Raw genomic sequence first — 16,851 nt, 5'->3', positions numbered from 1 at the left:
AAAAGTGCTCAGCGCTTGACGACGGCTCCCGACATGAGTCGTTCCAACTCGTTGCTGTCCACCGCCCCCAAACTCATCTTGCCGCTCTCGAATACGGTGGCAGGGGTGGCGGTGATGCTGTGTTTTTTGGCCAAGGCCAGATTGCGGTCGATGGCGGAGCTGTCGCAGCTGGCGGCGGCCGCGGGCAGTGGCTTGTTGTCAATCATCCAATCGACCCAAGTCTTGCCGGCATCTTTGGCGCACCAAGCATTGCGGCTTTTCACCACCGAGTCGGGGCCCAGAATCGGGATGATGAAGCTGTAGATGGTCACGTCTTTGATGTTGCGCAGGTCTTTCTCCAGGCGCTTGCAATAGCCGCAATTGGGGTCGGTGAAGACCGCCAGTTTGCGGGCACCATTGCCTTGCTTCCACACGATCGCATCTTTCAGGGGCAGGCTGGCGAATTCCACCACGCTCAACTCGTCCAGGCGCGCTTGGGTCAGATTGGCTTTGCTCTTGGTGTCGAGCAAAGCGCCTTGCATCAGGTAGTTGCCCTCGGCGTCGGTATAGAACAAGTCCTTGCCGACGCGAATTTCGAACAAATGGTTGAAAGGCGTTTTGCTGATCTGGTCTATCTTGGGGAAGGTGGGCAGGCGCTCGCTGATGTTCTTGCGAATCAAAGCTTCCTGGGCGAGGGCGGCGTTGGAGAACAGGGCCAGGGCCGCGGTCGCGGTCGCGGTACACAACAAACGCGTCATCAAAAACTGCATGATTAAATTTCGGTTGATTTCAAAGAGAGGGCGCTTCAGGGCTTGGTACGAATCGGCGCGCTGACGCCGCACAAGTCCACATGCTGAGGGTTGTAGACAAACCAGCCGCCCCGATTGCGGCGAGTCTCCAGCCACAGGGGCCAGGTCTTGCTCTCGGTGCGCAGCACTTGCAGGGCCGGCCGCTCGGCCTCGGGGATTTGAGCCAGCAGCCGCACCCTTTGAATCCCATGGTGCTGCTCAGGCTTGTCGTAGAAGCCCATATTGGCGCCGCCACGCGACAAGCTGGCCAAGTGCTCTATGCCCTTCAGGACGCGACCGACCGTGGTGATATTGAGGTCCAGCCCGCGCGGCGCCTGGCCGATCACCGCATAAAGCTCGGCGCCAGTGCTGGAGTCCACCGCATCGCTGCGGCCGGCGCCCACCGTGGCATAGCAATGCGCCAACCAGGCGCGGCCTTTTTGGGGGTCGGCAGCGACCGGGAAACCATCGACAAAGCCAGTCAGCGTGGCCCAGCCGTCGCGGTCCGGCAGCCGGGCGAAGTCGGCCTTGGGAATGCTCTTCAAGGGAATCGAGAACTCGGCTGGAATCTTGGCGTTGGCGCCGGCGCTCAGCGGCTTGGCCTTGGCTGCGTCATCACCCAAAGGGTCGCCCCACTGCGCCACGAAGTTGTCTTGCACTCGCACGATGGCCAAGCCGTCATAAAAACCACCGCGCGCCAGCGCACGGATATTGGCCACATGGGCCGGCGCGAAGCGTGGCGCCAGTTCGATCAAGACCTGACCCTGGGGCAGCTCCATCAACAAGGTGTTCTCGGGGTCGAGTGGGCGCCAATCGGTGGCAGGAGATTGGGCCAGCACCTCGGCGCCGGTCTTGGGCTTGGCCGCATGGGCTGAGGCCAGCACTGTGGCGCCGGTCGCGATAGCGGTAAGGGACGCAAAGGTCAGGCGCCGCAAGACGCTGATGTTGAAGGGGGTTGATTTTTTCTTAGCCATTTTCGGGTCTCCATCCGAGGGAGCTCAGCATACGGCCAACAAGTGACAGTTCGCCGTGACAGCCTCCCAAAGAGCTCTCCAATGAGTTCCCCCAAAGCCATCAGGACTAGTGCGCTTCGTACAATGCGTCGATGGCTTTTGTACATCTGCGCACCCACACCGAGTTTTCCGTCGTCGACGGCACTTTACGCATCGAAGATGCCGCCCCGCTGGCGGCCAAAGATGGGCAGGTGGCCTGCGCCATCACCGATCTGGCCAATATGTTTGGCGGCATCAAGTTCTACAACGCGATGCGTAAAAAGGGCGTCAAGCCCATCCTGGGCGCTGACTGCTGGCTGGAACCCGAAGGTTCGGACAAGAACCCCAGCCGCCTTTTGCTGCTGGTGCAGAACAAACAGGGCTATTTGAATCTGTGCGAGTTGCTGTCGCGCGCATGGATTCAAAACGTGCAGCGCAATCAGGCCTGCTTGAAGTGGGAGTGGATGGCCGAGCTCAGTGAGGGCTTGATCTGCCTCTCGGGCGCGCAGTTCGGCGGCCTGGGCCAGGCCCTGCTCAGCGGCGACAAGGCGCGCGCGCTGGATTGGGCCCAGCGCTTCACCGAAATTTTCCCTGGGCGCTTTTATATCGAGCTGCAGCGCGCCGGTCTGCCCGGCCAAGAGGCCTTGGTGCAGGCCAGCGTTCCTTTTGCCGCCGAGCAGGGCTTGCCGGTGGTGGCTACGCACCCGGTGCAATTCCTGGGCCCGGATGATTTCGAAGCGCATGAGGCGCGCGTTTGCGTGGCCGAGGGCGAGACCCTGACCAACCCCAAGCGCATCAAGCGTTTCCTGCCGGGCCAGTACTTCCGCAGCCAGGCCGATATGGAGGCGCTGTTCGCCGACATCCCCTCGGCCATTGCCAACACGGTCGAAATCGCCCGTCGCTGCTCGATCAGCCTGGTGCTGGGCAAGCCGCAGCTGCCGAACTTTCCCACGCCGCTGCTGGAAGATGGCACGCCGATGCCGATGGAGCAGTACTTCCGCCAGCTCTCCTTTGAGGGCCTGGAAGACCGACTCAAGCTGCTCTTCCCCGACGAGGCCAAGCGCGACGCCGAACGGCCGCGTTATGTCGAGCGCCTGGAGTTTGAGCTGGGCACCATCATCAAGATGGGCTTCCCAGGCTACTTCTTGATCGTGGGTGACTTCATCAAATGGGCCAAAACGCACGGCTGCCCGGTGGGCCCGGGCCGGGGCTCGGGTGCTGGCTCCCTGGTCGCTTATGTGCTCTTGATCACCGACTTGGACCCGCTGCAGTACAACCTGCTGTTCGAGCGTTTCTTGAACCCTGAGCGGGTTTCCATGCCCGACTTCGACATTGACTTCTGCCAGGGCAACCGCGACCGGGTCATCGACTACGTCAAGGACAAATACGGCCGTCCGGCGGTGAGCCAGATTGCCACCTTCGGCACCATGGCCGCGAAGGCGGCCTTGCGAGACATTGGCCGGGTGTTGGGCATGGGTTATGGCCAGGTGGACTCGATCGCCAAGCTGATCCCGGCGCCGCCCGGCAAGACGGTGACCCTGGCCAAGCTGCCAGAGAACTTTGATCCCGACAAGGAGAAGATGATCTTCGCCCGCCATGAGGCGCCCGAGATCAATGAGCGCGAGGCCCAGGAAGAAGAAGTGGCCGAGTTGCTCAAGCTGGCCGCCCGCGTGGAAGGCATGGTGCGCAATATCGGCATGCACGCCGGGGGCGTGCTGATCGCGCCGGGCAAGATCACCGACTTCTGCCCGCAGTACCAGCAGCCCGGCTCCAACTCCGCCGTCAGTCAGTACGACAAGGACGATGTGGAGGCCATCGGCCTGGTGAAGTTCGACTTCTTGGGCCTGGCCACGCTCACGATTCTGGAATTGGCGAAAGACTTCATCGTCGCCCGCTACCCGGATCAAAAGAACTTTGCCTTCGAGACCATCCCGCTCGATGACCGCAAGACCTACAAGCTGTTTTCTGAGGGCCTGACCGAGTCGGTGTTCCAGTTTGAATCCAGCGGCATGCAGCGCATGTTGAAGGACGCCAAGCCCTCCCGCCTGGAAGACCTGATCGCCCTGAACGCGCTCTATCGCCCAGGGCCTATGGACCTGATCCCCACCTTTGTAGCGCGCAAGCACGGCAAGGAAGTGGTGGAGTACCCGCACCCGCTGACCGAGCCGGTGCTGGCCGAGACCTACGGCATCATGGTCTATCAGGAGCAGGTGATGCAGACCGCCCAGGTGCTGGGCGGCTACTCCCTGGGCGGCGCCGACATGTTGCGCCGCGCCATGGGTAAGAAGAAGGCCGAGGAGATGGCCGAGCACCGCGCCATCTTCCGCAAGGGTGCGGCGGTCAACGGCTTGGATGAAAAGCAGGCCGACGAAGTTTTTGACTTGATGGAGAAGTTCGCGGGCTACGGCTTCAACAAGTCGCACGCCGCCGCCTACTCGCTGCTGGCCTATCACACTGGTTGGCTCAAGGTGCATTTCACGGCCGAGTTCTTCGCCGCGAACATGACCATCGAAATGGACGACACCGACAAGCTCAAGGTCTTGTTGAATGACGCCAAGCTCTTCGGCATCGATTTTGAGCCGCCTAACGTCAACCTGGGTGTGCACCGCTTCGAGCCCATCATGCCGGGCGACGGTGTCTTCCCGCATTGGGTGGCGCCGGGTGCCGGCGTGCGGCCCAAGCGCATCAACTACGGCCTGGGCGCCATCAAGGGCACCGGCAAGGGCGCGATCGACTCCATCGTGGCGGTGCGCGAGAAGGGCGGACCCTTCAAGAGCTTTTATGACTTCTGCTGCCGCATCGACCGCAAGGCCTGCAACAAGCGCGTGGTCGAAGCGCTGATCAAGGCCGGCGCTTTCGATTCATTGCAGCCGGACCGTGCTCGCCTCTTGGCCAGCGTAGCGCGCGGCTACACCCATGCCGAGACGCAAGAGGCCAATGCCGACCAAGGCGGCTTGTTTGACTTTGGCGACAGCCACGCATCCAGCACCGCGGAACCCGACTTGGTTGATGCCGCACCTTGGACCATCAAGGAAAAACTCAGCCTCGAGAAAACCGCCATCGGCTTCTACTTGAGCGGCCATTTGTTTGACCAAAGCGGCGAAGAAGTGCGCCGCATGGTGCGCCGTCGTGTGGCCAATGTGGAAGACGCGGCGCAAAGCCGTGAGGTGGTGATGCTGGCCGGCATCGTCAGCGACTTGCGAGTCATCAACGGCAACCGCGGTCGGGTGGCCATCTTCAAGCTGGACGACAAGAGCGATGTGATCGAGGCGGTAGCGAACGAAGAGCTGCTCAATCTGCACAAAGAGCTCTTGGTCGATGACGAACTCCTGATTCTGCAGGGCAAGGTGCAGATGGACCGGTTCGCCGGAGGCTTTCGCTTCAATGTGCAGGCGGTCTGGGATCTGGCTGCGGCCCGAGCGCGCTTTGGCAAGTACTTCTATGTGCCGGTGAAGCAGGAACTGCCGGCGCTTCAAGAAGTGGTCAAGCAATGGCCGGCGCGCCAGTTGGAGACGGAGCAGGGCATGGTTCGACAAGGCCTGCGCATGCAGACCCATCACTTCCTGAGCGGTGAGAACCAAGGTGCCGAGTTCAAAATCGACCTGGGCGAGGACAGCAAGTTCTGGCCCTGCGATGAGGCCCTGGCCAAGCTGGGCCTGAGTGTGGGCCTGGCCTCCACGGGCGCGGTCGTGGCCGAGGCCAAGAAAGGACCCGTGCCGCAAATCATCTATGAGGCCGGGGCTTGATCACTTCAGCTGGGTGGGTGGCTTGCAGCATTGGGGCAGCACATAGGCAGCCTAGGGCCTGTGATGGGTCGATCAAAAGAATTGCTGGTGAATGAGCTCATCCAAAGCTTGTTTGTGGCTTGAACTTTCGCGCTTTTTCTCTGAGGTGAAACCTCTAAATTCAACGATGATGCGAAGGCTGTAAACCTTGGCCGTTCTGACTTGAATCCATCCTCCCGCCCCGCCAACGAATTGACCACCGGTTTGATCTTGACCGGCGGTGGCGCTCGCGCGGCCTATCAGGTGGGAGTGCTTGCCGCCGTGGCTCAGTTGCGGCGTGATGCCGGCCTGCAAGGCGCCACGCCTTTTCCGGTGGTGGCCGGCACCTCGGCTGGCGCCATCAATGCGGCAACCCTGGCCTGCCATGCCGATGATTTCGACGGTGCCGTTGATGGGCTGGTGCACCTCTGGCAAAACCTGCATGTGGATCAGATCTACAGTGCGGACGCCTTCGGCATCATCCGCACCGGGGCGCGTTGGTTGTCCATGATGAGCTTGGGTTGGGCCGTGGCCCGCTGGCGCCGCACAAGGCCGCGCAGCTTGTTGGACAACGCCCCCTTGGGCCGTTTGCTGCGGCGCTGGATCCAGATGGAGCGGGTCGAGCAGATGCTGGCGGAAGGCCATATGCAGGCCCTGGCCATCAGTGGTTCCAGCTACACCTCGGGCCAGCATGTCACCTTCTACCAAACCCACAAGCCCTTTGAGCCTTGGTTGCGCTCGCAGCGCATTGCGGTCAAGGCCAAGCTGACGGTTGAACATTTGTTGGCCTCCTCGGCCATTCCCTTTATCTTCCCGGCCGAAACCTTGGATCTGGACGGACAGCCCGAATGGTTTGGCGATGGCTCGATGCGCCAGAGTGCGCCGATCTCGCCCGCCATTCACCTGGGTTCAGACCGGATCTTGGTGATCGGTGCGGGCCGCATGCATGAACCGCCCGGCAGCCGTCGGCCTGCCTTGATTACCGGCCACCCCAGCATGGCGCAGATTGCTGGTCATGCCCTGTCTAATATTTTTCTGGATGCGCTTGCCGTCGATGTAGAGCGTTTGCAGCGTATCAACAATACGCTGGGCTTGTTGCCTAGTGCCGCGCGTGAGGCCACGCCTTTGCGGCCGGTTGATGTGCTGGTGATTGCACCGAGCCGGCGCTTGGACGATTTGGCAGCCGAGCATCAAGGCAGCTTGCCGCCCGCCATCAAGGGCTTGTTGCGCAGCGTCGGCGTGGCGGGCGAAGGCAAGGGCGCCAGTGGCTCGGCCCTGACCAGTTATCTCTTGTTTGAGCCCTCGTTCACGGGCGAGCTGATCAATCTGGGCATGAGCGACACGCTCGCCCGCCGCGCCGAGGTGCAGGCCTTTTTTGGCTGGCCCTCGCAGGCGCCGCAGATCGATCCGGCGGCAATGCGGCGTCGCAAGGCCGGCTTTGCCGAATCGGCGCCTGCGCCGCTTTGAACGCTTTGACCGCTTTGACTTTTTGGCGGCGCGGCCTCAGCGAGCTTGCTTGATGGAGCTGGCGCTGGCGGCCTGATCCGGCGGCAACGCAAAGGTCTGCCCCGCGACTCGCAAGCCTTGCTCAGATAGTTTTAGCAAGCTGTTTGGCCCCAGCCCTCGCACCCGGGTGCGCAAGTCCTGCCAGTCTTGAAACAGGGCTTGTTGGCGAGCCAGCAAGATGCGCTCCACCAAGGCAGGCCCCAGGCCCGGCAGTGACTCCAGTTCGGCGCGGCTGGCGGCGTTGATCTCCAGCGCAACGCTCAGCGGATCGGCCAAGCTGGGTTCAAGCCATGCATCGAGGCCAAACAACGCTAACAGGCAAGTTCGGCGTCGCATGAGGAGGCTCTTGACCGAGCTTGACCTGGTCTATCGCTTGCGACCTCAATCGCCGTGCTGGGCCCGCACCATGGCGGCATAAGCGCCGTCCAGCGCGCTCAGCTCAGCATGCGAGCCGCTTTCCAGCAGGCGGCCCGCGCCCAGCACATGGATGGTGTCGGCATTGCGCACGGTGGACAAACGATGGGCAATCACAATCAAGGTCTTGCGACCGGCCCATTGTTCCAGCGCCTGCTGGACCGCGCGTTCGCTCTCGGTGTCCAAGGCCGAGGTGGCCTCGTCAAACACCCAGATGGGCGCGTCTTTGTAGAGAGCCCGGGCAATCGCCAAGCGCTGGCGCTGGCCGCCGGAAAGCTTGCTGCCATTGGCGCCGATCTGCGTCTCCAGCCCTTGCGGCAAGCTGCAGGCGAAGTCCCAGAGATTGGCGGCCCGCAGCGCGGCTTCGAGCTTGGCTTCATCGCGCGGCTGGGCGTAGGCAATATTGTCCGCAACCGAGGCGTCGAAGAGCACGATGTCTTGGGAGACCACCGCAAACTGGCGGCGCAAATTGCTCTTGCTCAAGCCTTGGATGTCCTCCCCGTCCAGCAGGATCTGGCCTGCATCGGGCTGCCCAAAGCCCAGCAGCAAGTGGATGATGGAACTTTTGCCCGCGCCGGAGGATCCGACCAGGGCGGTGGTGCGGCCAGCCGCAAAGCTGAGTGACAAACCGTCCAAGGCCGGCCGCTCGGCGCCGGGGTATTGCAGGCTGATGTGCTGCATGGCGATTTCACCTTTGCAGTCCTTCAGCTCCTTCGTGCCGGTATCCGGCTCCACCGGCATGTCCAGCAAGCTCATGCAGCCTCGGGCAATCACCATGGCGCTGATGATGGGCTGCATCAAATCGCTCAGATGGCGTAGGCGTGAGGTCAGCAGCAGCAAGGCAGTCACAAAGGCGGCAAAGTCGCCAACGCCGGTCTTGGCCTCGCGGGCTTGCAGCAGGGCCAGGCAAACAATCAGCGACAAGCCCCAGCTGGCCACAAACTGTGAAAGCGGTTGCGACAAAGCGCCTGCAGCGGCTTGCTTCAAGGAATTGCGCTGCACCTCACGAGCGCGTTCGGCGAAGCGGGCGCGTTCGTGGTCGGCGGCGTCAAAGCTGCGCACGACTCGCCAGGCGCGGGTGACGTCATCGACTTTGTTGATCAGGTGCAGTTGTGCGTCATAGGCCAGGCTGCCCATTTTGCGGACCCGGCTGTTGACGGTGCGAATCACAAAAGCCATGGCAGGCGTCGCTACCAAGGACAGCAAAGTCAGCTTCCAGTTCAGCACGATCAAGTAACCGAGCATGGCCACGGCCGGCAAGCCATCGCGTAAAACGCTGATGAAGGGGCCGCTGATCAGGTTCATCACCTGCTGCGGGTCGTTCACGACTTTGCTGACGGCGGTGCCGGGCTGCAGGCTGGTGAACACCCGAGCATCAGCTTTCAGCAAAGACTCCAGCAAGGCGCAGCGCATGTCCATCACGGTGCGCGACACCGACCAATTCAGCAGGTACTGGCCTAAGAAACCAAACAAGCCGCGGACGGCGAACAGACCGATCAAGACCACCGGCACCCACCACACGGAGAAAGACTGGGTTTCGAAACCTTCGCCAAACACCGTCTTGATCAACTTGGGGATCAGCGGCTCGGTGGCGGCCACGGCGGCGTAGCAGAGCAGGGTGAGCGCCAGCCCGCCACGGTAGGGTTTGACAAAGCGCGCCAGGCGCCGCGCCACGGGTCGGATCTCGGATGTTTCGCTCGTCATGGAGCGGGATTGTCGCCGCTGTTTCTATACTGCCGGCCATGACTGCAAGAACAAATTCGCCCGATTCCTTGGGGGACATAGAAGCGACTCGCGCAAGCGGCACAAAGCGCATCAAGGTGCTGCACTTCGTCACTGGCGGCTTCTCGGGTGCGACTCAAGTGGCGCTTGATTTGTGCTTGGCGAGCTTGCAAAGCGAGCGCATCGAGGCGGCCTTGGTGCTGCGCCGTAAGCGCACGACCGATGACGCTCGCGTCCAAGCCTTGCGCGACAAAGGCTTGCAGGTTTGGGTGCTGCCCGGCTGGTCACATCTGGCCACGATCTGGGTTTTGCGTCAGCTCTGTCTGCAGTGGCGACCCCAGGTCTTGGTCGCGCATGGTTTTCCTGAGCATTTGCTGGGTCGCTGGGCCGGTTTGTGGGCCGGAGTAAAGGCGCTGGTGCAGGTGGAGCACAACTCACGAGAGCGTTATAGCTGGTGGCGCTTGACGCAGGCTCGCTGGCTCAGCCAGCGCAGCACGCGGCTGATTGGGGTTTCTGAAGGCGTCAAGCAGCGACTCTTGCAGATGGGCATGCCGCCTGAGAAAACCATGGCCATTCCGAATGGCATTGATCTGGCGCGTTATGAAGGGGCTACGCAGCAAGACTTTTTGCAGCGCCAGCCCGACCTTGTGATGTCGGCCCGCTTCGCAAGGCAGAAAGACCAGCCCAGTTTGATTCGTGCCTTGGGCCTGCTGAAGGCGCAAGGCTTGAGTCCCAAACTCTATCTGGCCGGCAGCGGCAAGGCCAGTTACCGAGCCGCGGCCCAGACTTTGGTCAGCGAGTTGGGGCTGCAAGAGCAGGTGGTTTTTCTGGGGCATCACGGCGATATGCCGGGCTTGCTGATGTCGCAGCAGATCTTTGTGCTCTCGACCCATTACGAGGGTATGCCGCTGGCCTTGGTGGAGGCCATGGCGGCCGGCTGCGCTTGCGTCGCGAGTTTGGTGCCGGGCGTGGAGGGCGTTCTGGAGGACGGGGTCAATGGCTTGCTGGTGCCTGAGAGTGATCCTCCAGCGCTGGCCCAGGCCTTGGCGCGATTGCTGAAGTCGCCTGCCTATGCCGCTGAACTGGGGCGTCAGGCGCGGCAGCGCGCTTTGCAAGCGCATGGACGGGAGTTGATGACGCGGCGTTACGAGGATTTGTTGGCCTCGCTCTGAAGCCGGACCACAATCTGCTTACCGCCCAGCGCGCCAGACCCAGTAGTGCAGCTGCATGGCCCGCAGCCAGAGACCCCGTTTCAGATAAGCCCGGCTCAAGGCCTGCGCGTTGAGAGGCGACGAGGCCTGCCAATGCCTGGCGAAACGAGCCAGGGTTTGTGAGTCTGTTGCCTGGCCGCCCAGTTTGACAAAGCGTTTGCAGGCTCGGATAAAGGTGCGCGCATTGAAATGTGCGACCTGGAATACCGCTTCCTCAGGCGCTGGCAATTGGGCCGCATTCAACTGCTGGCCGAAGCCCACCATGGCCAGCATCCAATCTTCGATTTTGACTGCGCTCAGCTGGGCCAAGATGCTGCCCGCTCTTTGTCGGTAGGCCAGCCAGACCTCGGGCATGTGCACAAAGCTCTGCGCATGCAAGGCCAGGCCTGGCGATACCGCCAGGTCCTCAAAAGTCCGCCCCACCGGAAACAGCAAGCCCTCGGGCCACGCCAAACGTTTGACGATCTTGGACCAGGAGTGCAGCTGCCCAGCTTCAAACAAGCCTGCAATCAAGGCGCTGCGATCGCGGCTCAAGCTTCGGCTTAGGCCCTTGAAGGTCGGGATATGGGCATAGCGCGGCTGGCTGCTGCAGTCGGGGTTGGCTTCGTCATCGAAGGCCCTGAAATCACACAAGATCAGGTCCGGCGTATCGGCCTCAATCACCGCTTTGAGTGAGGCCAGCGCGCCGGGTTCCAGCAGGTCGTCGGAGTCAACAAACCACAGATAGTCGCCGCGTGCCGCGGCCAAGGCCGTATTGCGGGCAGCACTCAGGCCTTGGTTTCGCTCATGCCGAATCACTTGCACTTGGGCCTGATGGCTCGCCTGCAAATCGGCCAGGATGCCGGCCGAGCCGTCGGGTGAGGCATCGTCGACAAAGATCAATTCCACCCCGGCATCGGCCTGGCTGAGGATGGACTTGGCGCAGTCTTCAAGAAAGGCCTCCACCTTGTAGACCGGCAGCAGGATGCTGAGCCAGGGAGATGACGTGAGGCTCATCCGCGATTGTTTTGATTGGGCATGCCCAGCAAACGCGCCAAGGCGCTGCCGCGGTAGACGCGGCCGAGCTTCCAGCCTTGTTCCACGACGCGGCGATCACCGCCGCGCAGCTTGATCAAGACCGGCAGACGTTTGGGGCAGGGGCTCAGAGCTAAGCGGGCATTCAGGTGGCGTTTGCGCCAGCGCAGCGCGGAATGAAAGCCCAGGGCGGAGTCTTCGGCGCGCAGCAAGGCCAGGCGGTAGGATGCTTTGGGCTCATCCAGCAAAACAGCAGCGGCCATGTGCATGATCAGATAGGCCTGATCCTTGGGTCCCAGGCCTTGTGCTACGCGCTGCAACTTGCCTTGCGCCTGCAAGGCCTGCAAATAGGCCTCTTCGCCGATGCTGAGGGCGTGGCCAAACTCTTCGGCCAGATCGTGCACAAAGGCGCTGCCGGCAGGCGCGGCCATGAACCAGTTCTCCACAATGGGCTGCTCGGGCCGGGTGGTGAAACGGTCGATGTAGAAACCGACGAATTCGGCCTGGCTTTGCTGCTGCAGTTGATGGGCCCAGTCCAGGCTTTCGCACAGCAGGGCGGAGGCATCGATCCAAAAGCCGCCATGCTGGGCCAGTAATTGCAGGCGCAGCCAATCGGCCTGCCGGTAATGCGGCAACTTCTGCAATCGGTCTTCAAAGGCCTGGGTGTCCACCCAGTCGTGGATATTGCCCTGGTGCAGAAGGCGCACCTCATGGTCGGGCGCAAAGCGTTGCCAGTTGGCTTGGCAGCGGGCGATGAAGTCCGGTGGCGGCGTTTCATGCCAATAGGCCCAAATCAGCTTGGGAATGGCCTTGGGCGAACTTGCTGGCGTCTCGCCATGCGGCATCACCAAGACCGTCTTGGGATAGGCAGGCACCCGGGCGAACAGGATCTGCGCGCCTTCCCATAGTACGGCGAGCAGCAGCACACCCAGCACTGCCAGCGCAATCGTCAAAACCAAGGTGAATCCACTAGCCATGCCGAGCTTGAGTCTCGCTACTCATTCGCGCCAGTGATCGGCAATCCAATGGGCTGGACGGGCATGCCGCCAGTTGCCATTGTTGCGTCCAGCCAAGGCATCGGGCGGGTTCATCACCCCGTGGAAGATCAAGATGCGTGCGCCCTTGGGGATGATGGGGTCGCGCCAGTAGCTGCTCGGCCAGGTCGGGATGCAGTGGTATTTGTAGCTGGCGCACCAGCTTGAATCCCAGTACTGCACCTTGCCCTGCTTGTGCAGTACATCGGTCAGATAAGCCTGTTCGTTACGGAAGTCCGCCTTGGCCTGGGCCTGGTTTTGCCGGAACTTCTCCAGCACATCGGCATGGGCGCCAAGTTGGAAGCGGTAGACCGAGGAATTGCCGGTGATGCGCCAGGGGCGTTTCCAGTCATGGATGATCAAGAACTCGCCCGGCACTTCAAAGAAGGGCGTGATGTCGCCCACGATCACCACATCTAGATCGAGGAACAGGGCCATGCCTTTGAGGCCGTAAAGGTCGGCTTCAAAGGTGGTGAGCTTCTTCCAGCCACGCTCGGGCTCGCCGTTAGGCAGGGTCAGCTCAGGAATTGGCAGGCACTGAACTTCGTCGCGAATGCCTTCGTTGCGGTCCGTCAAGCAGACAAACTTGATTTCGCCCTTGAGGTGGCGGCGCACCATGGCGTAGAGCCGGTTGACGTATTCGGGGCCGTATTTGGTGCCCCATTTCATGCAAAGGATGACGCGCTCGTCCATGGTCCTGGCTTTCTTAGAGTTCTTCCACGTGGCGCGGTGGGTAGGTGTCCCAGTTCAGGCAACCGGGGCACTGCCAGAAATAGTGCTGCGCCTCGAAGCCGCAGGCGGCGCAGCGATAGCGCTGCAGAGGGCGCACGGCGCGATCAATGGCACCGGTGACCAAAGGCGCTTCGGCTTCACTCAGCTGAAACTGGCTTTGGGTCAACAAGGTGCGCGCGGCTGACAGACTGGGTTGCTCGCGCAAGTGGCGGCACAGGCGTTCGCGTTGCTGCGCCGCGGCGGGCTCCAGCTTGGCGATGGCTTGCAGCAAATGCATGCCGGGCGTGCGGCTGTATTGATCGCTCAAAATCGCCAAGGCTCGCTCTTGGCAGCCACAGGCCAAGGCCGCGTCAGCAAAGTCTCGCGCCACCAAATTGAAAGCTTCCGGGTTGACGGCCAGCAATTCGGCATAAGCCGCCATGGCGGCACGGTGCTCGCCCAAGCGGGCTTGCATTTGGCCCAGCAGGACATGGGCGCGCGCCGACTGCGGCGCCACTTTGCGGGCTTCAGCCAGCAAGTCCTTGGCATCGCCGTCTTGGTCTCGGGCCTGTGCTTCGAGAGCCAGCTCGCACAGGTAGTGTGCAATCCGAGCGGCAAAGGAGGCGGTGCCGGTTTGCTCTAGGTGACGAGCAACTTCGGCGGCTTTGCGCCAGTCGCGGGTGCGCTCATAGAGCGCCAACAGGGCCAGCTCGGCCTCGTTCTGGAAGGGGGTGTCGATGAGGGCCTGAAACGCAGTCTCGGCGCGGTCAAACAGCCCGGCCTTGTAGAAGTCTTGCGCCAGCGCATGCTGGGCGCGGTCGCGTTCGCTGCGTGGCAGGTCGCCCCGCTGCAAGAGGTGTTGATGCACCCGCACCGCGCGTTCATATTCACCTCGGCGGCGAAACAGATTGCCCAGAGCGAAATGCAGCTCGGAGGTGTCGGGGTCGTGCTGAACGGCTTCGATGAAGGCATCGATGGCCTTGTCTTGCTGTTCGTTCAGCAGCAGGTTCAGACCTTTGAAATAGGCCTTGGGCGCGCTCTTCTGCTCACGTGTCCACTGCCGAGTGTCCAGCTTGGAGGCCAGCCAACCCAGGGCAAACGCTGCAGGCAGCACGAAGAGCAGCCAACGCAGGTCAAAGTCCATCGTGGATCACAGGGGGAGGGGTCAAGGGAGCGGCGTTGCCGTCTGTTTCAGCTGGGGTGTTGCCTGTTGCCGGTGCACGGTTGGCCGCGATGCGGCGGTGGTGCCACCAGGCCGGCACCATGGCCAGGACGCCCAGGGCGCAGCCCATGCCAAAGGCGATCAAGACGACGATCACCAATGGCGAATGCCATTCGCGCCCGAAGAACCAGCGAACGACGACCTCGTCGCTGTTGTTCAGCGCAAAGGCGAACAGCGCAAAGAAGAGGAAGGCTCTAAACAGCCAAATGAAGATGCTCATGGAGCGGCGATTCTAGTGCCGCCGTTGGCTGCACCCAGCAGACTCAATCCGCAATCTGTTGCTTGGCCGGCACTTCGCCCATGGCTTGTCCGCTGGCGTCCACCGCTTCGCGCAAAGCCTTGCCCGGCTTGAAATGGGGCACCAGCTTTTCCGGAATCATCACCTGCGCGCCGCTGCGCGGGTTGCGGCCGGTGCGGGGCGGACGGCGGTTGACCTGAAAGCTGCCAAAGCCGCGAATCTCGATCCGATGGCCGCGCGCCAAGGCATCCGACATGGCGTCAAGAATGGTCTTGACGGCAAATTCGGTGTCGCGCTGCGTCAGTTGACCAAAGCGGTCGGCCAGCAAGGCAACAAGGTCGGAACGGGTCATGGAGGCGGTTCAGAGTGGGCAGAAGGTTCTCATAAAAAAGGCCCGCGCTCCTTGCGGAGGCGGGCCTGTTCGGCATTGCGCAGCCCCCGAAGGAGCTGAGGGCAATTTTTAGCCTTGGTTGTCCAGCTTGGCGCGCAGCAGGGCGCCCAGGCTGGTGGTGCCGGCGTTTTCACGCTCAGACGTGGCCGACAGGCGCTGCATCGCTTCCTGGTTGTCGGCGTTGTCCTTGGCCTTGACCGACAACTGGATGTTGCGGGTCTTGCGGTCGATGTTGATGATGACGGAAGTGACTTCGTCGCCTTCCTTCAGCACATTGCGGGCATCTTCCACGCGGTCACGGCTGATTTCCGAAGCGCGCAGGTAGCCCAGCACTTCGTCGGCCAACTCGATCTCGGCGCCACGGGCGTCCACAGTCTTGACCTTGCCGGTCACCGTCATGCCGCGGTCATTGACCGTGGTGTAGGTGGTGAACGGGTCGCTGTCCAGCTGCTTGATGCCCAGGGAGATGCGCTCGCGCTCGACGTCCACGGCCAGAACCAGGGCTTCGACTTCTTGGCCCTTCTTGAAGTTGCGCACAGCAGCTTCGCCGGTTTCGTTCCAGGACAGGTCGGACAAGTGCACCAGACCGTCGATGCCTTGAGCCAGGCCAACGAACACGCCGAAGTCGGTGATCGACTTGACGGGGCCCTTGACGCGGTCGCCGCGCTTGACGGTTTCAGCGAAATCTTCCCAAGGATTGGCCTTGCACTGCTTCATGCCCAGGGAGATGCGACGCTTGTCTTCGTCGATTTCCAGGACCATGACTTCGACTTCGTCACCCAGAGTGACCAGCTTCGAAGGAGCAATGTTCTTGTTGGTCCAGTCCATTTCGGACACGTGCACCAGACCTTCGATGCCCGGCTCGATTTCAACGAATGCGCCGTAGTCAGCGATGTTGGTGATCTTGCCGAACAGGCGGGTGCTGGTGGGGTAGCGGCGAGCAACGCCGAACCATGGATCGTCGCCCAGCTGCTTCAGACCCAGCGAAACGCGGTTCTTCTCAGCATCGAACTTCAGGATCTTGGCGGTCAGTTCCTGACCGACAGTGACCACTTCGCTCGGGTGACGGACACGGCGCCATGCCATGTCGGTGATGTGCAGCAGGCCGTCGATACCACCCAGATCCACGAAGGCACCGTATTCGGTGATGTTCTTGACCACGCCTTGAACGATGGCGCCTTCGGCCAAAGTTTCCAGCAGCTTGGCGCGCTCTTCGCCCATCGAAGCCTCAACCACAGCACGACGCGACAACACGACGTTGTTGCGCTTGCGGTCCAGCTTGATGACCTTGAATTCCATGGTCTTGCCTTCGTACGGGCTCATGTCCTTGACCGGACGTGTGTCCAGCAGGGAACCCGGCAGGAAGGCGCGGATGCCGTTGACCAGAACGGTCAGGCCGCCCTTGACCTTGCCCGACACGGTACCGGTCACGAAGTCGCCCGACTCCAGTGCGGTTTCCAGCGACAGCCACGAGGCCAGACGCTTGGCCTTGTCGCGCGACAGGATGGTGTCGCCGTAGCCGTTTTCGATGGCGTCGATGGCCACGGAAACGAAGTCACCGATTTGAACTTCCAGCTCGCCCTGGTCGTTCTTGAATTCTTCGATTGGCACGTAGGACTCAGACTTGAGGCCTGCGTTCACGACGACGAAGCTGTGCTCGATGCGCACGACTTCGGCGGAAATCACTTCACCGGCGCGCAGGTCGGAGCGCTGCAGCGACTCCTCGAACATGGCGGCAAAAGAGCCGGCGGCGAAGGATGTGGTTTGGGTTTGGGACATGGTGTTTCCTGGCCAGCTGATCAAGGCGTTTGACCGGCGGACGATGGGTGCTTGGCCTTGCGGCTTCGCGGGTTAGGTTGTGGACA

14 protein-coding genes are annotated in these 16,851 nt (G+C 61.8%); 3 read left to right on the top strand and 11 right to left on the bottom strand.

Going from position 1 to position 16,851, the window contains the following annotated elements:
• Positions 1–8: 8 nt before the first annotated feature.
• Both LNV06_RS03030 and LNV06_RS03025 read right to left on the bottom strand, forming a co-directional pair.
• Complete coding sequence (locus LNV06_RS03030) at positions 9–749, bottom strand: DsbC family protein (RefSeq protein ID WP_263536755.1); 741 nt, start codon at positions 747–749, stop codon at positions 9–11.
• A gap of 35 nt (positions 750–784) precedes the next feature.
• On the bottom strand, positions 785–1,741 hold the full coding sequence (locus LNV06_RS03025) for a peptidylprolyl isomerase (protein WP_263536754.1): 957 nt from the start codon (positions 1,739–1,741) through the stop codon (positions 785–787).
• Between the two features lie 131 nt (positions 1,742–1,872).
• Between LNV06_RS03025 and dnaE the strand changes: the two genes are divergently transcribed.
• Positions 1,873–5,505 (top strand): DNA polymerase III subunit alpha, encoded by a 3,633-nt coding sequence (dnaE, locus tag LNV06_RS03020; RefSeq protein ID WP_263536753.1) that lies wholly within the window; start codon positions 1,873–1,875, stop codon positions 5,503–5,505.
• A 201-nt stretch (positions 5,506–5,706) separates the two neighbouring features.
• Positions 5,707–6,990, top strand: a complete 1,284-nt coding sequence (locus LNV06_RS03015; protein WP_263536752.1) for a patatin-like phospholipase family protein — start codon at positions 5,707–5,709, stop codon at positions 6,988–6,990.
• Between the two features lie 36 nt (positions 6,991–7,026).
• On the opposite strand, the gene LNV06_RS03010 is transcribed toward LNV06_RS03015, so the two are convergent.
• Both LNV06_RS03010 and LNV06_RS03005 read right to left on the bottom strand, forming a co-directional pair.
• Complete coding sequence (locus LNV06_RS03010; RefSeq protein WP_263536751.1) at positions 7,027–7,365, bottom strand: ComEA family DNA-binding protein; 339 nt, start codon at positions 7,363–7,365, stop codon at positions 7,027–7,029.
• 45 nt (positions 7,366–7,410) lie between these two features.
• The gene (locus LNV06_RS03005) at positions 7,411–9,147 is read right to left on the bottom strand and encodes an ABC transporter transmembrane domain-containing protein (RefSeq protein ID WP_263536750.1); all 1,737 of its coding nucleotides are present in this window, start codon (positions 9,145–9,147) and stop codon (positions 7,411–7,413) included.
• 38 nt (positions 9,148–9,185) lie between these two features.
• Between LNV06_RS03005 and LNV06_RS03000 the strand changes: the two genes are divergently transcribed.
• A complete protein-coding gene (locus LNV06_RS03000) occupies positions 9,186–10,337 on the top strand; it encodes a glycosyltransferase (RefSeq protein ID WP_263536749.1) in 1,152 nt (383 codons plus the stop codon).
• An 18-nt stretch (positions 10,338–10,355) separates the two neighbouring features.
• Here LNV06_RS03000 and LNV06_RS02995 read toward each other — a convergent pair whose 3' ends face one another.
• The 7 genes from LNV06_RS02995 to rpsA form a co-directional block, all read right to left on the bottom strand.
• Positions 10,356–11,372, bottom strand: a complete 1,017-nt coding sequence (locus LNV06_RS02995; protein ID WP_263536748.1) for a glycosyltransferase family 2 protein — start codon at positions 11,370–11,372, stop codon at positions 10,356–10,358.
• Positions 11,369–12,367, bottom strand: a complete 999-nt coding sequence (locus tag LNV06_RS02990; RefSeq protein WP_263536747.1) for a glycosyltransferase family 32 protein — start codon at positions 12,365–12,367, stop codon at positions 11,369–11,371. Before LNV06_RS02990 ends, LNV06_RS02995 begins: the two co-directional genes overlap by 4 nt.
• A 21-nt stretch (positions 12,368–12,388) precedes the next feature.
• Complete coding sequence (locus LNV06_RS02985) at positions 12,389–13,117, bottom strand: glycosyltransferase (RefSeq protein WP_263536746.1); 729 nt, start codon at positions 13,115–13,117, stop codon at positions 12,389–12,391.
• 13 nt (positions 13,118–13,130) lie between these two features.
• Positions 13,131–14,279, bottom strand: a complete 1,149-nt coding sequence (gene lapB, locus LNV06_RS02980; RefSeq protein WP_263536745.1) for a lipopolysaccharide assembly protein LapB — start codon at positions 14,277–14,279, stop codon at positions 13,131–13,133.
• Positions 14,269–14,577: a LapA family protein gene (locus tag LNV06_RS02975; RefSeq protein WP_263536744.1), complete on the bottom strand. Its 309-nt coding sequence runs from the start codon at positions 14,575–14,577 to the stop codon at positions 14,269–14,271. The genes lapB and LNV06_RS02975 overlap by 11 nt, the downstream gene beginning before the upstream one ends.
• A 43-nt stretch (positions 14,578–14,620) precedes the next feature.
• On the bottom strand, positions 14,621–14,947 hold the full coding sequence (locus LNV06_RS02970) for an integration host factor subunit beta (RefSeq protein WP_263536743.1): 327 nt from the start codon (positions 14,945–14,947) through the stop codon (positions 14,621–14,623).
• A gap of 108 nt (positions 14,948–15,055) precedes the next feature.
• Positions 15,056–16,765, bottom strand: a complete 1,710-nt coding sequence (rpsA, locus tag LNV06_RS02965) for a 30S ribosomal protein S1 (protein ID WP_263536742.1) — start codon at positions 16,763–16,765, stop codon at positions 15,056–15,058.
• Between the last annotated feature and the right edge of the window lie 86 nt (positions 16,766–16,851).

The organism is Paucibacter sp. Y2R2-4 (assembly GCF_025717535.1).
In the GTDB taxonomy this organism is placed as follows: domain Bacteria; phylum Pseudomonadota; class Gammaproteobacteria; order Burkholderiales; family Burkholderiaceae_C; genus Paucibacter_A.
The sequence above is the reverse complement of the archived record's forward strand: the minus strand, read 5'-3'. Positions and strand labels throughout refer to the sequence as shown.

Excerpts from the sequence above, each read along its gene's own strand:
- LNV06_RS03030 (WP_263536755.1), bottom strand. The coding sequence starts at position 749 with ATGCAGTTTTTGATGACGCGTTTGTTGTGTACCGCGACCGCGACCGCG.
- LNV06_RS03025 (WP_263536754.1), bottom strand. The coding sequence starts at position 1,741 with ATGGCTAAGAAAAAATCAACCCCCTTCAACATCAGCGTCTTGCGGCGC.
- dnaE (WP_263536753.1), top strand. The coding sequence starts at position 1,873 with ATGGCTTTTGTACATCTGCGCACCCACACCGAGTTTTCCGTCGTCGAC.
- LNV06_RS03010 (WP_263536751.1), bottom strand. The coding sequence starts at position 7,365 with ATGCGACGCCGAACTTGCCTGTTAGCGTTGTTTGGCCTCGATGCATGG.
- LNV06_RS03005 (WP_263536750.1), bottom strand. The coding sequence starts at position 9,147 with ATGACGAGCGAAACATCCGAGATCCGACCCGTGGCGCGGCGCCTGGCG.
- LNV06_RS03000 (WP_263536749.1), top strand. The coding sequence starts at position 9,186 with ATGACTGCAAGAACAAATTCGCCCGATTCCTTGGGGGACATAGAAGCG.
- LNV06_RS02995 (WP_263536748.1), bottom strand. The coding sequence starts at position 11,372 with ATGAGCCTCACGTCATCTCCCTGGCTCAGCATCCTGCTGCCGGTCTAC.
- LNV06_RS02990 (WP_263536747.1), bottom strand. The coding sequence starts at position 12,367 with ATGGCTAGTGGATTCACCTTGGTTTTGACGATTGCGCTGGCAGTGCTG.
- LNV06_RS02985 (WP_263536746.1), bottom strand. The coding sequence starts at position 13,117 with ATGGACGAGCGCGTCATCCTTTGCATGAAATGGGGCACCAAATACGGC.
- lapB (WP_263536745.1), bottom strand. The coding sequence starts at position 14,279 with ATGGACTTTGACCTGCGTTGGCTGCTCTTCGTGCTGCCTGCAGCGTTT.
- LNV06_RS02975 (WP_263536744.1), bottom strand. The coding sequence starts at position 14,577 with ATGAGCATCTTCATTTGGCTGTTTAGAGCCTTCCTCTTCTTTGCGCTG.
- LNV06_RS02970 (WP_263536743.1), bottom strand. The coding sequence starts at position 14,947 with ATGACCCGTTCCGACCTTGTTGCCTTGCTGGCCGACCGCTTTGGTCAA.
- rpsA (WP_263536742.1), bottom strand. The coding sequence starts at position 16,765 with ATGTCCCAAACCCAAACCACATCCTTCGCCGCCGGCTCTTTTGCCGCC.